This is a genomic window from Aquitalea denitrificans, assembly GCF_009856625.1.
Taxonomy (GTDB): Bacteria; Pseudomonadota; Gammaproteobacteria; order Burkholderiales; family Chromobacteriaceae; genus Aquitalea; species Aquitalea denitrificans.
On record NZ_CP047241.1, the window covers coordinates 1,563,981 to 1,578,527 of the forward strand.

Sequence of the window (14,547 nt, forward strand, 5' to 3'; positions counted from 1 at the left end):
CTTGGAGCTCTCCGTCATTGTGTTTTGCGTAGCTGGCGATTATACCGTCAGCCGTGGTCTTGTGAACCGTCGTCAGTGAAAAACCGTTTCAAGCCGGGTTGTCGGTACTGAAAACCTGCTGCCACAGTGCCTGTGCCTGCCGGTAGTGCTGGCGCAGCGTTTCATTGACTTCGACCTTGCTGCTTTCGTTCAGTCTGGCTGCATGTTGCAGCTTGCGGTAGTAGCGGTAGGCGGCGCGTCCCTGTTCGGCCAGTTCCGGGCTGATCAGTCCGGCTTCTGCCGCGACAGCCAGCAGGGCGATATTGCCGGTGTTGCGGGTGAAGGCGGGGAGCTGGCCGGCGTGGGCCAGGATCAGGTACTGCACGATGAATTCGATGTCGATGATGCCACCGCGCGCATTCTTGACGTCGTGCTCGTGCGACGGATGGCTTTCCAGCATGCGCTGGCGCATGGCCAGAACCTCGCTGCGCAGCTTGGCCAGCTCGCGCGGCTGGGTTAGCACGTCATGGCGGATGGCTTCGAAGCCTTCACCGATGGTGGCATCGCCTGCCACGTAGCGCGCTCGGGTAAGGGCTTGATGTTCCCACACCCAGGCTTGTTTTTCCTGGTAGTTGCGAAAGGCTGCTAGCGAGCTGACTAGCAGGCCGCTGGCGCCATTGGGGCGCAGGCGCAAGTCGATGTCGTAGAGCACGCCGGCACTGGTGGCGCTGGTCAGCCAGGTGGACATTTTGCGTGCCAGCCGCGAGTACAGCTCGGTGGCGTCAGGGTGCTCGTCGTCGTACAGAAAGATGATGTCCAGATCCGAGGCGTAGCCCAGCTCTTTGCCCCCCAGTTTGCCGTAGCCAATGATGGCAAAGCGCGGGGTATCGGTGTGGCGGCTGGGAATGTCACGCCAGGCATGGCGTAGCGTGGCGTCCAGCACGGTATCGGCCAGCAGTGAAAGCTGGTCGGACAGTGCCTCCACCGTCCACATGCCGGCAATGTCCTGTGCCACCAGGCGGAAGGCCTGGGCGTGCTGGAAGTGGCGCAGCGTATCCATTTTGGCCTCGATGTCGCCATCGCACTGCGCCATCTGTTCTTCCAGCTGGGCGGTAAGGGCTGGCCAGTCCGGGGTGGCGTACAGCACGCGGGCATCCAATAGTTCATCCAGCAGGATGGGGTGGCGGGTCAGGTAGGTGGATACCCAGGCGCTGGCCGAGCACAAGGTAGCCAGGCGTTGCAGGGTTTGCGGGTATTCGGTCAGCAGCGCCAGGTAGGACGCGCGACGGCTGATGGCTTCCATCAGGCCGATGATGCGCGACAGGGTGGCGGCCGGATTGGGGAAGTGGGTGGATACCTCGATCAGCGGCGGAATCAGTGCATCGAATTTCTTGCGGCCTGTCAGCGGAATCTGCTGATAGCGCTGGCTCTGGGCCAGTGCGCGCAGCTGTCCGGCCACGCCCGGCACATCATCAAAGCCCAGGGTGGCCAGTTGTTCGGTCGGGTCTTGTTCGCAAATGTCACGCCACAGGCAGGATAGTGGGTGGTCAGGCGCAGTTTCGGTGGGCAGGATGAACACCTGCTCGAAGTGGCGTGTTACCTTGCGCCGTTCGGCATTCAGTGCATCGAGAAAATCCTGCCAGCCGGCAAAGCCCATGCTGGCGGCGATGCGTGTCTGGTTTTCTTCGCTGGAGGGCAGGGTCTGGGTTTGCTGATCGTCCAGGTATTGCAGGCGGTGTTCCAGATTGCGCAGGAAGGCATAGGCTTCCTGCAATTCGGCCACGGCGGCGGGTTCCAGCAGGCGCAGTTCGGCCAGCCGCTCCAGCGTGGCGCGCGTACTGCGCAGTTGCAGGCTCTTGTCGCGGCCACCGCGAATCAGCTGGAACACCTGGGCGATGAATTCCACTTCGCGAATGCCGCCTGGCCCCAGCTTGATATTGTCGACCATATCGCGCCGTGCTACTTCGCGGCGAATCTGTGCATGCAGCTCGCGCATGGCACCGTAGGCGTTGTAATCCAGATACTTGCGGTAGACGAAGGGGCGCACCATGTCGGAAAGGCCTGCGATATCGCCGGTCAGCGCCTTGGCCTTGATCCAGGCGTAGCGTTCCCATTCGCGGCCCTGGGTGAGCAGGTAGTTTTCCAGGGCGGAAAAGCTCATCACCAGCGGGCCGGAGTCGCCATACGGGCGCAGGCGCATGTCGACACGGAATACCTGGCCATCCAGCGTGACGTCATTGATCAGGCTGATGATGCGTTTGCCCACCTGGCTGAAGTATTCGTGATTGCTGATCTTGCGCGGGCCGCTGGTTTCGCCGCCTTCGGGATAGATGAAGATCAGGTCGATGTCGGAGGAGACATTCAGCTCGCCACCGCCCAGCTTGCCCATGCCGATGACGATGAGCTGTTGCACTTCGCCGCTGTCCTCGCCGATGGGCTGGCCATATTGCGGCAGCGAGCGGCAGGCGCAGGCCAGTGATTGCTGCACGGCAAATTCGGCCAGCAGGCTGATGGTGCTGACGACCTCATCGAGATTGGCCAGGCCGTTGTGATCGCGAGTAATCAGCCGTGCCATTACCGCCTGACGCAGCCGGCGCAGGGCTGAGGCCATGCTGTCCGGTTCGTTCAGCAGGTCCCAGTCGGCGAAGCCGGCCATTTCTGCTGCATCCAGTGGCTGGTGCAGACGGCTGAGCAGCAAGGCATGCTGTTCGGGCCGGGCAGTCAGCAGCCGGTCCAGATAAAGTGAAAAGGCACGACTGTGGGCAATGGCATGCTCCGGGTTTGCTGGCATAATGGCGCTGCACTCGCTGGTTGGTCCTGATAACACCTCATTGTATCGGTTTAGCTCATTTGGAAAAGCCCCTGCACCTGCTTGCCAGAATCCACGTCATTCGCCTGCTGCGCAAAATGCTGCGAGTCGGCGGCCTGTTGCTGTTGCTGGCAGGCATTGTGGTGGGCAGCGCTTTTTCGGTATTCAACTGGTGGTTCCTGCCACGGCTGGAGCAATTTCGTCCCGAGCTGGAAGCAAGCCTGTCCCAGGCCTCGGGCCGACAGGTGAGCGTGGCCACCTTGTCCGGTCAGTGGCAGGGCGTGGCTCCGAGGTTGCGGCTGGGCGGTCTGCGCATTGCCAACCCGGTTACAGGAGAAGCGCTGACGCTGCAGCAGGTGACGGTGCTGCCCTCATGGTGGTCGTTGCTGACTTGGCAGCCGCTGTTTTCCAGCATCGTGATCCAGGGGCCGAGCGTGGCGCTGATGCGCAATGCCGATGGACATATCCTGCTTAATGGTTTCGACCTGACAGCCAGCCCGGACCAGCCACAGGCCGCGGATAGCGAACCTGCCGCCAACTGGCTGCTGCGGCAGAAGCACATTGAAATCAGCCAGGCGCATATCAGCTGGGAAGACAAGCTGCTGGGGCTGCCCAGGCTGGATCTGCAGCAAGGCCAGTTGATTCTGGGCAAGACGCTGCTTGGCCATCGCCTGACCTTGTCGGGCAGGCCGGTTGCCACCCTGGGTAAGGGTTTTGACATGGAGTTGTCGTGGCGTGGTAATGATTTCCGTCAGTGGCGTGACTGGGCTGGCAATGCACGTGTGCGGCTCAATGGCGCGCAGGCAGGCATGCTGTCGCGCTACATGGAGAAAATAGGTCTGGTAAGTAGCGGTGAAGGCAGTGGCACGCTGGAGGCGGATTTTTCCGATGGCCATATCAACAGCCTGGATGCCGATGTCAGCATCCGCAATGCAGCCTACACCCCGCGGGATGCCCGCACCCTGGTTTTGCCGGTCATCAGTGGCAAGCTGCAACTGGAGCGCTCTGGCGGAGGTGCTTATGTCATTAATGCTTCCAAGCTGACGCTGGCCAGTGCCAGCGGCCTGGCGTTCGACAATTCCAGCATCCGTGGTGACTGGCTGCCGGGCGAGCAGGGCCATGGCCAACTGACGCTGGATAATGTCAATGTGGCGCATCTGACGCCCTTCATCCGGGCGCTGGGGGGAGATGGTAACTCGCTATTTTCGCGCTTTGCCCCCAGCGGTCAGTTGAAAAACCTGTCACTCAGTTGGAAGGGGCCGTTGCAGTCTCCACGCCAGTACGCAGTGGCGACCCGGTTTGATCAACTTGCCTGGCAGGCATTTTCATCGGTGCCGGGTATCAGCGGGGTCAGCGGCTCGCTACGATTTGGCGAGCAGGGTGGCAGCCTGCAACTGGACAGTCACCATGCAACACTAAACTACCCGGCAGTTTTCCCCCAGTTGCTGAACTTCGATCAGCTCAATGCCCGCGTGGACTGGAAAAACCAGGGCAATCAGACTGATGTGGAGTTTCATGAGGTCAGCTTTGCCAATGCCGATCTGAATGGCCGCTTTGGCGGGCATTACCATCATGGCGACAAGGGCCCAGGCGTGGTGGATTTCACCGCCAGCGTAGACAAGGTGTCTGCCATCCGGGTGCCTGCATATCTGCCGCATGCGGTGGGTGAAGATACCTTGCGCTGGCTGAAGCAGGCTTTGCTGGGCGGTACCGCGCGTGATGTGCGCATGATCCTGAAAGGCGATCTGGCCGACTTCCCCTTTGCCGGTGGCAAGGGAGGGCAGTTCAGCGTGGATGCCAAGGTTGAGCAGGGCAAGTTGCTGTACGAAAAAGGCTGGCCAACCATAGACAATATTCAGGCTGATTTGGGTTTTCATAATGAAAAGATGCTGATTGCCGCACGTTCAGGCAGTACCTTGGGTGTGCCGCTGTCTGCCGTACAGGTGGGCATAGACAATCTGGGTGCTGCTCAGCCGGTTCTGACTGTGCTGGGGCGTGCCCGGGGCCCGCTGGCCAGTATGTTGAAATTCACCACCAGCAGTCCGGTAGATGGCTGGCTGGATGGTTTTACCGGCAATCTGCAAGGGTCGGGTAATGCTGAGCTGAACCTGAAGCTGGGCATTCCCCTGTCAGGCAAGGAGCCGGTCAGGGTAAGGGGCGACATCCTGCTGGCGGGTAATCAGCTGGGCTTTCGCACCCTGCCTATTCCCACCTTGCATGATGCGCGCGGTACGCTGACTTTTACCGAGCATGGCGTTGAAAGCAATGGCGTCAGCTTTAATGCCCTGGGCGGGCCTTTCCTGTTGAAGGCAGCCAGCACCCAGGCCGGGCGCATGAGCTTTGATATCCGTGGTGAAGCCGACAGCAAGCAGGCGCTGGACCACTATCTGCCCATCTTGTCGCCTTATGTCAGCGGCCACTCGCCGTTTGCGGTGCAGTTTGTGGTGCAGAAGGGGCTGGAAAACCTGGTGGTCAGCTCCAGCCTGCAGGGTAGCAGCATTTTGGCACCGGCCCCGGCCGGCAAGCAGGCGGCTGATGTGCTGCCGCTGTCATTACGGCTAACGCCCGGCAAAACTGCCCAGCAGCCGCTCAGGCTGGATCTGGACGTGGGCACGGTGGCCAGTGGCAGCCTACTGTTGGATGAGCATGGCAATCTCAAAAGCGGGGTGATTGCCTCCGGCCGTCCGCAGGGCAAGCAGCCGGACGAGGGCCTGGTACTGCGCCTGGCCGCGCCCAAGGTGGATTTGCCACGCTGGGTGGATACCATTGCCGGGCCTTCCGGACTGCATGGCAATACGGCCTCCGCCGGCAAATCGCTGCAGTTCGACCTGCCTTTGCAGATAGAGCTGGAAACCCCGCAGCTGGACAGCTGGGGTGGCAGCCTGCACAAGGTGACGGCCACGCTGGGTAATCGGCGTATCCACAATGGCTGGTCGCTGGATGTACGGGCGCATGAACTGAGCGGCAGCATCGATTACCTGCCCGAGAGCAATGGGCTGGTGCGTGCCAATCTGGCCTATGCCTTGCTCAATCCGCCGGAAAAGGGCAGCTCAGCTGATGGCGACACCGCCATGGCCGACAAAGGCGACTGGCCGGCACTGGATATTCGCGTGGGTGACCTGGTTTATCAGAACAGATCGGTTGGCAGGCTGGAAATGCGTGCCCGCCGCGAAGGGCGTGACTGGGTGCTCAATCCGCTGCGGTTGGTGGCAGCGGAAGGCAGCCTGCAGGGCAGTGCCCGCGTGCGTCGCAGTGATAGTGGCAAGGAAGTGCAGACCCGCTATCAGCTGGACAGCAGCGATGTGGGCAAGCTGCTGGCACGCGTCGGCCTGCAGGATACCTTCCGCAAGGGTGAAGGCACCCTCACCGGTAATATGAGCTGGCCGGGAGGTCTGTTTGATGTCAGCGCCAGCCAGCTTTCCGGCGAAATGACGCTGGCCCTGAAGAATGGTCGCTTTGCCAAGGTGGACCCGGGGGTGGCACGCCTGCTTGGCGTGTTGAGCCTGCAGTCGCTGACACGCCGGGTAAAGCTGGATTTCACCGATGTGTTCAGCGACGGTTTCGCTTTTGACTCCATCACCGGCGATGCCCGTATCAGCAAGGGCGTGTTTGTTTCTGATAATGTGCACATGAAGGGCCCGGCGGCAGATGTCTATCTGCGTGGCCAGGTGAATCTGGCCAATGAAACCCAGGATGTGCACATCAAGGTACAGCCTCATCTGGCCGAGAGCGTGGCCCTGGCTGCCGGGGCGGCGCTACTCAATCCAGTGGTGGGCGTTGCCGCACTGGCGGCGCAGAAAGTATTGCAGGACCCGGTCGGCAAGATTCTGTCGGTCGAATATGTGTTGACCGGCTCGTTTGCCAATCCCAAGGTGGACAAGCAGGCAGCGGAACCTTTGAAAAACAGCAAGCGGATCATCACGCCATGAAACAGAAATTTATCGCTGCCGCCGTGCAGATGGTGTCCGGTACCGATGTCGCTGCCAACCTGGCCCGTGCCGCGGCGCTGGTGGCACAGGCGGCGGCTGCCGGTGCCGCCTTTGTGGTGTTGCCCGAATACTTCTGCCTGATGGGCAGGAAGGATGGCGACAAGGTGGCCATTTGCGAAGCTGCAGGCAGTGGCCCGCTGCAGACGGCACTGGCGGCCATTGCGCGTGACAACAAGATCTGGCTGGCCGCCGGCACCATTCCGTTGCGCAGCCCGGAGCCTGGCAAGGTATTCAATACCACGCTGGTATTCGACCCGGATGGCGTCGTACAGGCCCGCTACGACAAGATCCACCTGTTTGGCTATACCGGAAATGGCGAGCGCTATTGCGAGTCCGACAGTATTCTGGCTGGCAGTACGCCGGTGAAGGTGGATATCGGTCTGGCAGAAGTGGCCTGCGGTATCTGCTACGATCTGCGCTTTCCCGAGCTGTTCCGCCAGTTGGCACCGTTTGATGTGATGATTCTGCCGGCGGCCTTTACTGCAGCCACCGGCGAAGCGCACTGGGAAGTGCTGATGCGCGCCCGTGCCATTGAAAACCAATGCTTCGTGATTGCCTCCGGACAAGGTGGTACCCACGAAAACGGCCGCAAAACCCATGGCCAGTCCATGATCATCGACCCCTGGGGGCGCATTCTGGCGCAACAGGCTAGTGGTGAAGGTGTTGTACTGGCAGAGATTGACCCCGAATTGCTGCATTCGGTGCGCAGTGGCCTGCCGGCCCTGGCTCACCGTGTGCTTTGACAGAAAGACTCACCATGCAAGACGCTTTCAGTATTGCCGATCAGTTGTTGCTCGCGCCTTATGGCGTGGATGAAACCATGATCGAGAAAACCTTTGCCCGCATGCGTCAGCATGCCATCGATTATGCCGACCTTTACTTCCAGTACACCCGCAGCGAGGGCTGGAGTCTGGAGGAGGGCATCGTCAAGTCCGGTAGCTTCAGCATCGATCAGGGGGTGGGTGTCCGTGCCGTTTCCGGCGACAAGACCGCCTTTGCCTATTCCGACGACATCGGTGCAGACGCCATCAACCGCGCGGCTGATGCCGTGCGTGCCATCGGCCTCGTGGGTGGGGATGGCAGTGCTGGTCGCCAGTCCCCGCAACGTGCGCGGGCGCTGTACCCGGCCATCGACCCCTGCCACAGTCTGGAAGCAGCTGCCAAGGTAGCGCTGCTGGAAAAGGTGGAAAAACTGGCCCGCGCCATGGATCCACGCGTGATCCAGGTGATGGCTGGTGTGGCCTCGGAATATGACGTGGTATACGTGGCACGTCATGACGGTGTGCGCGCAGCCGATGTGCGTCCGCTGGTACGGCTGTCGGTGCATGTGATTGCCGAGCACAATGGCCGGCGCGAGCAGGGCTCCGGTGGTGGTGGTGGCCGTTTTGACCTGACGCGCTTTGACGATGCGCTGGTGGAGTTGTATGTACGTCAGGCGGTGGACCAGGCGCTGATCAATCTGGAAGCCCGTCCGGCACCAGCCGGCCAGATGACGGTGGTGCTGGGTTCCGGCTGGCCGGGTGTGCTGCTGCATGAGGCCATCGGCCACGGTCTGGAAGGCGATTTCAACCGCAAGGGCACTTCGGCCTTTTCCGGCAAGCTGGGCCAGCGTGTGGCCGCAGCCGGCGTTACCGTGGTGGATGACGGCACGCTGGATGGTCGGCGTGGTTCGCTGGCCATCGACGACGAAGGCAATCAGACCAACCGTACCGTGCTGATTGAAGACGGCATCCTCAAGGGCTATATGCAGGATGCGATGAACGCCCGCCTGATGCAGGTGGCTCCCACCGGCAATGGCCGGCGCGAATCCTATGCCCACATCCCGATGCCGCGCATGACCAACACCTATATGCTGGGTGGCCAGCATGATCCCAAAGAAATCATCGCTTCGGTAAAGGACGGACTGTATGCCGCCAACTTCGGTGGTGGTCAGGTGGACATTACCAGCGGCAAGTTCGTGTTCTCTGCCTCGGAAGCCTGGCGTATCGAAGATGGCAAGCTGACTTATCCTATCAAGGGGGCCACGCTGATCGGTAATGGCCCGGATGTGCTGGGTTATGTGTCGATGATAGGCAATGACATGGCGCTGGATCAGGGCGTGGGCGTGTGCGGCAAGGAAGGTCAGAGCGTGCCGGTGGGGGTGGGCCAGCCCACCTTGCGCATTGATGGCGGACTGACCGTTGGCGGTACCGGCGGCTGACAGGGTAGCTGGCATTCATGACGCAAGCAAAGACCGGCCTGGCATCTGGCCGGTGGCTGTTGCTGCTGGCAGGGCTCTGCCTGTGGCAATCCGTGGCGGCGCAGGATTTTACCGTTGCGGTGGAAGAGTCCGACAACCATCCCTTTGAGTATGTGCAAGGGGATGGCAAGACGCACGGTGGCTTTCATCTGGAAGTGATTGATCAGGTTGCAGCCCGGCTGGGTTGGCATGTAGTGTACAAGCCCATGCCCTGGCAGCGTGCCCTGCGCAGTCTGCAACTGGGCCGGGTGGATGCGCTCAGCTATCTGGCGCGTACGCCGGAGCGTGATGCCTATGCCGTGTTTCTGCCGGCTGCCATTCAACATCGTCAGTTCGCCGGCCTGTTTGTGCGGCGTTCCCAGCGTCAGCATTTTCCCGATACCACCAAGCCTTGCAGTTATGCGGGTTATCACATTGCGGCAGCCAGTAACTACTTTTACGGCGACATCGTGCAGCAGGCGATGCGTGAATGCTGGCAGATCGACATGACGGCCAGCTCCAAGGAAGAGGTGTTTTCCAAGCTGCTGGCCGGGCGTATCGATATCGCGGTGGCCTATGGTACTTCCTTGCAGTCGCTGGATGCGCAGATGCCGGAGCTGCAATCCCAGGTAGTTGCCCTGCGCGAGCCGCGCTGGCTGATTGGCGATTTCTACCTTGGGTTCTCGCGCAAGGCCATGTCTGCGCAGCGGATTGATGCCTATGTCGGCACCTTGGGCAGCTTCCGGCAAAGCCCGGCGTATCAGCAACTGGTACGCAAGTACAATATGAAGCCCTTTCTGCCCTGAGCCGCAGGTGGCGGCTGGCTGTACCTTTGTTTCCACATTTGTTCTTACCGGATACGACGACTGTCGCAGGAGAAAGCATGGTCCGGCTGGAAGACGTACAAATCCTGCTGCATACCGCACAGCTGGGCAGCCTGTCAGCCGCTGCGCGCGCGCTGGACATCAGCCCTGCGGTGGCTAGTGCCGCACTGAAGCGGCTGGAAAGCGAACTGGGTACCCATCTGCTGGTTCGCTCTACCCGCAGCTTGCGCCTGACCGCCGATGGCGAGCGCTATCTGGAGCATGCCCGAACTGCGCTGGATGCCTTGCAGGCCGGTGCGCAGGCGCTGGCTGCCGGTCGCCAGACGCTGCAGGGGCAGCTCAGCCTGTCCATGCCCTCCGATATTGGCAGGCAATTGCTGCGTCCCTGGCTGGATGTGTTTCTGGATGAGCATCCGGGTGTGCGGCTGCAACTGCATATCAGCGACCGCTTGGCTGATTTGTACCGCATGCCGGTGGATGTGGCCCTGCGCTACGGTGTGCCAGAGGATTCCAGCCTGGTGGCCCTGCCCATGTTGCCGGATAACCGGCGTCTACTGTGTGCTGCCCCGTCCTATCTGGCGCGGCATGGCTGGCCTGGGCAGCCGGAAGATCTTGCTGCCCATGCCTGCCTGCGGCTGGTGCTGGGGGATGCGCTGCATGAACGCTGGCGTTTTGTCCGGCAAGGCGAGTGGAGCACGGTAATGGTGAGCGGACGCCGCAATAGCGACGATGGTGAAATCGTCCGGCGCTGGGCGGTAGATGGACAGGGGATAGCCTACAAATCCCGGCTGGATGTGCTGGACGATGTGCGTGCCGGCCGCTTGCTACCCTTGCTGACGGATTACCAGACCGAGCGTGCACCGCTGTATCTGGTCTGCCCGCATCGCATGATGCTGTCGCCACTGGTTGTACGCCTGCGCGAATTCCTGCAGTTGCGACTGCAGCAGCACGTGCTGGCACCGCTGCAGTCCGCGTTGGGTCAGGCCTGATCCATAAAACTCAACCTTGCGTGCTTAGCAGGCTGCCCACCGAGCTGGTGTAGCTATTGCTCTGGCTGTGCTGCAGGTTTTGCAGCAGGGCGCTCAGGAAAGATTGCAGATTGGCCGAGGTGTTGCTGCCGGACGTAGCACTGTCGCTGGCGCTGCTGCCATTGGCCTGCTGGACACTGCTGAGCAGATTGTTGAAATCGCTTTGCAGGGTGCTGAGCGCACTGGAGCTGCTGGTGCTGCCAGAGGAGCTTGACAGCTGCTGGATCAGGCTTTGCAGCTGGCTTTCGGCATTGTCGTAGGCGCTGGTACTGCTGTCGCTGCTGCTATCTGAGGCGCTGGCAGACGTACTGGAGGACTTCAGCGCGGCAAACAGGTCGTGCATGAAAGTGTGCATGGCCTGCATCGGGTTTTGCGTACTGCCGGTACTGCTCAGGCTGTCATCGCTGTCACCGTCGCCATCTGGTGGCGGTGGCGGCATGCCGGCAAGCGAGCCATTACTGCTGTTGCCCGTGCTGTTGCTGCTACTGCTGGACGATGGCGGTTGCAATGAAATACCCAGTTGGCTTAATGCCTGTTCCACGCTTTGCATGAAGGCATCATTGCCACCACGGTGCTTGCCGTGATGGCGGACATCACTGCTGCTTGATGTCGTACTGGTCTGGCTGCTGCCCAGCAGGCTGCCGTAAATGGATGTGCTGCTGCTAATGCCTGAAATGCTCATGATGACGGCTCCTGATGCTTGCAAGTGAGCGGTGCGGTGTCGCCATGAGTGCTGCGGCCGGCGACAGGCGCGATGCTGCTGCAAGGCAAGTTTCAGGCCAGTAAGTTACGGCTTAAATGTAAAAACATGTTAGAAAATGTTAGCGATTGTCGTGAGGCGCGGAAAAATTCCCGTGCTCTGCTAAGGTGTTGCCTGCTTTGGCTTGTAGCCTGTTGCACGTGCTGGAAAAAATTGCCGCCGTCGGCAATATGCTGCCGTTGCAAAATTGTAAATATTCATTGCAGACAGTGGCTTGTCACCACTCTTTGATTACCGTCAGGCAATTTTTGCCGCCTTGTACTGATGGCAGCCGCCCGAATGAGAGAGGGACCCGGGGCAAGCGGGCAGGCGGCTACCGCTTGCCATCATGCGCGGCTGATCCGTTAAAAACGGTTAGCGACCGGTAAAGCGCTATAAATCAGTGTAAATGGCAGTAAAACTTCACCCGCAACAGGCTGCGATGTGGATTATGTCTGCCGACAGCCCCCGGGAGAGGGGGGTAATGCAATAAATCAGGATGGAAAATGAGAATACTGCTGGTTGATGACGATATTGAATTGGCCGACATGCTGGGCAGCTACCTGGAGCGGGAGTCCTGCCTGGTACAGAAAGTAAGTGATGGTACCAGCGCCGTGGTACAAGCACTGTCCGGTCAGTTCGACCTGATGGTGCTGGACGTCATGATGCCTGGGCTTAGCGGGGTGGAAGTGCTGCGGCGTGTGCGCGAACACAGCATGCTGCCGGTGCTGATGCTGACGGCCCGTGGTGACGATACCGACCGAGTGCTGGGTCTGGAGCTGGGTGCCGATGACTACGTACCCAAACCATGCACACCGCGCGAGCTGCTGGCACGCATCCGTGCCATCCTGCGCCGCACTGGCAATCAGCCGCAGCCGGCGCATGAAACTGACGTCCTGCGCGAAGGCCCGCTGACCATGTGGCCGGGCGAGCGCCGTGCCCAGTGGGGTGAAGACCTGCTGGAGCTGACCAGTACCGAATACAGCCTGCTGGAACTGCTGGTGCGCCATGCCGGTCAGCCGGTGGGCAAGGATGTGCTGTCCAAGCAGGCTTTGGGCCGTCCGCTGGCCCGTTTTGACCGCAGCGTGGATGTACACATGAGCAGCATCCGGCAGAAGCTGTCGCGGGTGGCTCCGGGCCGTATCTGCATCCAGACCGTGGTACGTCGCGGTTACCAGTTCATCAAGGCCTGAGCATGGGACGTTTGTTCTGGAAGCTGTTTCTCATTCTGTGGCTGGCGCAGATCTGCACCGTGGTCGGGGTGGGGGCGGTATTCTGGATCAAGCACCGTAACGAGACGGCCGCCGCTGTCGAGCAACGCCACCCCATGGACGGTACGGTGCTGGACTTGGCGGCCAGCTTGCTGCGTCATGAAGGTAGTGCTGGTTTGCGCAAACAGCTGGAAGGCATGAGTTCGCGCGGGCGCGATTATCTGTACATACTGGACGATCATGGGCATGAGTTGCTGGATCGTGCCGCACCGGCAGCAGAGCTGCTCGCCCACCGACCCACGCGGGAGGTAAGCCTGCCGGATGGCACGCATTACCGGTTGGTGTTGCTACCGCCGGGGCCGCCGCCAGGCCTGCCCGGTGGACCGGGTGGTCCGGGGCATGGTGGCCCGGATGATCCGGGACCGATTCCGCTGATTCCCGTGGTGGGGGCTTTGCTGGGCAGCCTGTTGTTTGGTGCCATTCTTGCGCGCTATCTGTCCAAGCCCATCCACCTGATGAGCGAAGCATTCCAGTCGGTAGCCAAGGGCAATATGGATGTCAATCTGGCCAGCCGCATTGGTGGACGCCGCGATGAACTGGCCGATCTTGGACGTGACTTCGACAGCCTGGCGCAAAGGCTGAAGCAGTTGATCGTGGGCCAGCGCCGTTTGTTTCACGATGTATCGCACGAACTGCGCTCGCCGCTGGCCCGGCTGAATGCGGCAGTCGATCTGGCGCGACAGCAGCCAGATCGTCTGGATGAGTGGCTGGGACGTATCGAACGTGAGTCCGGTCGCATGGATACGCTGGTGGGCGAGGTGCTGGCGCTGGCCCGGCTGGATGCCGAAGGTGCACAGCATCCGCCGGAGCGGCTGGCGATCGATGTATTGCTGGAAGAGCTGATTCCCGACGCCGAATTCGAGGCTGAGGCCAATGACTGCAGCATTCTGCTGCTGCAGACCGATATGGCCGAAGTCATGATGCAGCCGGAGCTGTTGTCGCGGGCGCTGGAAAACGTGGTGCGCAATGCCATCCACCATACGCGCAAGGGCAGTGCGGTGTCGCTGGCGGTGGTGCGTTCTGTTACGGATGTCACCATCGAAGTGTGCGATTGCGGCCCCGGTGTGCCGGAGCATGAGCTGGAAACCATCTTCGAGCCCTTCTTCCGCAGCGAACAGAACAGCCAGCCGGGTGGCTACGGTCTGGGTCTGGCCATGGCACACCGCATCGTGCAGACCCACCATGGCCGCATCAAGGCAAGTAATCTGCCGCAGGGCGGGCTGCGTGTCAGCATCACCCTGCCATTGGCTACGGCCTAGCCTTGCTAGTTCTTGGAGCGCAGGCCGCCGGAACTACCCAGTTCGCTGAGCAGGCGGCAGGTGGTCTTGCCGCTCAGGCGGAAGGGGTCCAGCACCGGGCTGGAAGAGTGCCGCAGCAGTAGTGCGGCATTTTTCTTGTCTAGCGGTGCCTGTGCCATCGACCAGCAGGCAAACTCGCGCTGCTCGACTTCCTCGTAGCTAAGCAAGGTAACGTCGCAATGCCGGTTGTCACGGCAAATGGTCTGATACAGCGCATTGACTTCGGCGCGTCCACCTTCCAGTGCCTGTACGAAAACACCATCGCCATAGCACAGCACGCCGGTGATGCCGCGCTCGGGGTTGTGTTGATGGGCGGCATCCAGAATCAGCCGCACCAGTTCGCTGGTGATGGGGGTGGCGCTGCGGCTGGCGTAAATCAGGCGAACGAGCAT

Annotated in this window: 10 protein-coding genes; 7 read left to right on the forward strand and 3 right to left on the reverse strand. The window is 60.9% G+C overall.

The annotated features are described in order from the left end of the window. Nucleotides 1-88 precede the first annotated feature (88 nt). Complete coding sequence (gene glnE, locus GSR16_RS07165; RefSeq protein ID WP_159875919.1) at nt 89-2,770, reverse strand: bifunctional [glutamate--ammonia ligase]-adenylyl-L-tyrosine phosphorylase/[glutamate--ammonia-ligase] adenylyltransferase; 2,682 nt, start codon at nt 2,768-2,770, stop codon at nt 89-91. 59 nt (nt 2,771-2,829) lie between these two features. Between glnE and GSR16_RS07170 the strand changes: the two genes are divergently transcribed. The 5 genes from GSR16_RS07170 to GSR16_RS07190 all read left to right on the forward strand — a co-directional run bounded on the left by GSR16_RS07170 (nt 2,830) and on the right by GSR16_RS07190 (nt 10,808). Further along, the gene (locus GSR16_RS07170; protein ID WP_159875921.1) at nt 2,830-6,717 is read left to right on the forward strand and encodes a YhdP family protein; all 3,888 of its coding nucleotides are present in this window, start codon (nt 2,830-2,832) and stop codon (nt 6,715-6,717) included. Next, nucleotides 6,714-7,520, forward strand: a complete 807-nt coding sequence (locus GSR16_RS07175) for a carbon-nitrogen hydrolase family protein (RefSeq protein ID WP_159875923.1) — start codon at nt 6,714-6,716, stop codon at nt 7,518-7,520. Before GSR16_RS07170 ends, GSR16_RS07175 begins: the two co-directional genes overlap by 4 nt. Nucleotides 7,521-7,597: 77 nt before the next feature. Further along, complete coding sequence (tldD, locus tag GSR16_RS07180; protein WP_240902658.1) at nt 7,598-8,977, forward strand: metalloprotease TldD; 1,380 nt, start codon at nt 7,598-7,600, stop codon at nt 8,975-8,977. Nucleotides 8,978-8,994: 17 nt separating this feature from the next. Then, nucleotides 8,995-9,801, forward strand: coding sequence for a substrate-binding periplasmic protein (locus tag GSR16_RS07185; protein ID WP_159875927.1), 807 nt, complete (start codon nt 8,995-8,997; stop codon nt 9,799-9,801). A 77-nt stretch (nt 9,802-9,878) separates the two neighbouring features. Next, nucleotides 9,879-10,808, forward strand: coding sequence for a LysR family transcriptional regulator (locus GSR16_RS07190; RefSeq protein ID WP_159875929.1), 930 nt, complete (start codon nt 9,879-9,881; stop codon nt 10,806-10,808). Nucleotides 10,809-10,818: 10 nt separating this feature from the next. On the opposite strand, the gene GSR16_RS07195 is transcribed toward GSR16_RS07190, so the two are convergent. Further along, on the reverse strand, nt 10,819-11,529 hold the full coding sequence (locus tag GSR16_RS07195; RefSeq protein WP_159875931.1) for a cellulose 1,4-beta-cellobiosidase: 711 nt from the start codon (nt 11,527-11,529) through the stop codon (nt 10,819-10,821). A gap of 563 nt (nt 11,530-12,092) precedes the next feature. Here GSR16_RS07195 and GSR16_RS07200 point away from each other — a divergent pair. After that, on the forward strand, nt 12,093-12,779 hold the full coding sequence (locus tag GSR16_RS07200; protein ID WP_159875933.1) for a response regulator transcription factor: 687 nt from the start codon (nt 12,093-12,095) through the stop codon (nt 12,777-12,779). Nucleotides 12,780-12,781: 2 nt separating this feature from the next. Continuing rightward, entirely contained in the window at nt 12,782-14,116 is a 1,335-nt protein-coding gene (locus GSR16_RS07205) for a HAMP domain-containing sensor histidine kinase (RefSeq protein WP_159875935.1), read from the forward strand. Nucleotides 14,117-14,121: 5 nt separating this feature from the next. Here the strand turns inward: GSR16_RS07205 and GSR16_RS07210 are convergent, their stop codons facing one another. Next, the gene (locus tag GSR16_RS07210; protein WP_159875937.1) at nt 14,122-14,547 is read right to left on the reverse strand and encodes a BLUF domain-containing protein; all 426 of its coding nucleotides are present in this window, start codon (nt 14,545-14,547) and stop codon (nt 14,122-14,124) included.

What these genes read in the sequence shown, in the direction of transcription:
- glnE (WP_159875919.1), bottom strand. Translation starts at nt 2,770, where the DNA reads ATGCCAGCAAACCCGGAGCATGCCATTGCCCACAGTCGTGCCTTTTCA.
- GSR16_RS07175 (WP_159875923.1), top strand. Translation starts at nt 6,714, where the DNA reads ATGAAACAGAAATTTATCGCTGCCGCCGTGCAGATGGTGTCCGGTACC.
- tldD (WP_240902658.1), top strand. Translation starts at nt 7,598, where the DNA reads ATGATCGAGAAAACCTTTGCCCGCATGCGTCAGCATGCCATCGATTAT.
- GSR16_RS07185 (WP_159875927.1), top strand. Translation starts at nt 8,995, where the DNA reads ATGACGCAAGCAAAGACCGGCCTGGCATCTGGCCGGTGGCTGTTGCTG.
- GSR16_RS07190 (WP_159875929.1), top strand. Translation starts at nt 9,879, where the DNA reads ATGGTCCGGCTGGAAGACGTACAAATCCTGCTGCATACCGCACAGCTG.
- GSR16_RS07195 (WP_159875931.1), bottom strand. Translation starts at nt 11,529, where the DNA reads ATGAGCATTTCAGGCATTAGCAGCAGCACATCCATTTACGGCAGCCTG.
- GSR16_RS07200 (WP_159875933.1), top strand. Translation starts at nt 12,093, where the DNA reads ATGAGAATACTGCTGGTTGATGACGATATTGAATTGGCCGACATGCTG.
- GSR16_RS07205 (WP_159875935.1), top strand. Translation starts at nt 12,782, where the DNA reads ATGGGACGTTTGTTCTGGAAGCTGTTTCTCATTCTGTGGCTGGCGCAG.
- GSR16_RS07210 (WP_159875937.1), bottom strand. Translation starts at nt 14,547, where the DNA reads ATGCTCGTTCGCCTGATTTACGCCAGCCGCAGCGCCACCCCCATCACC.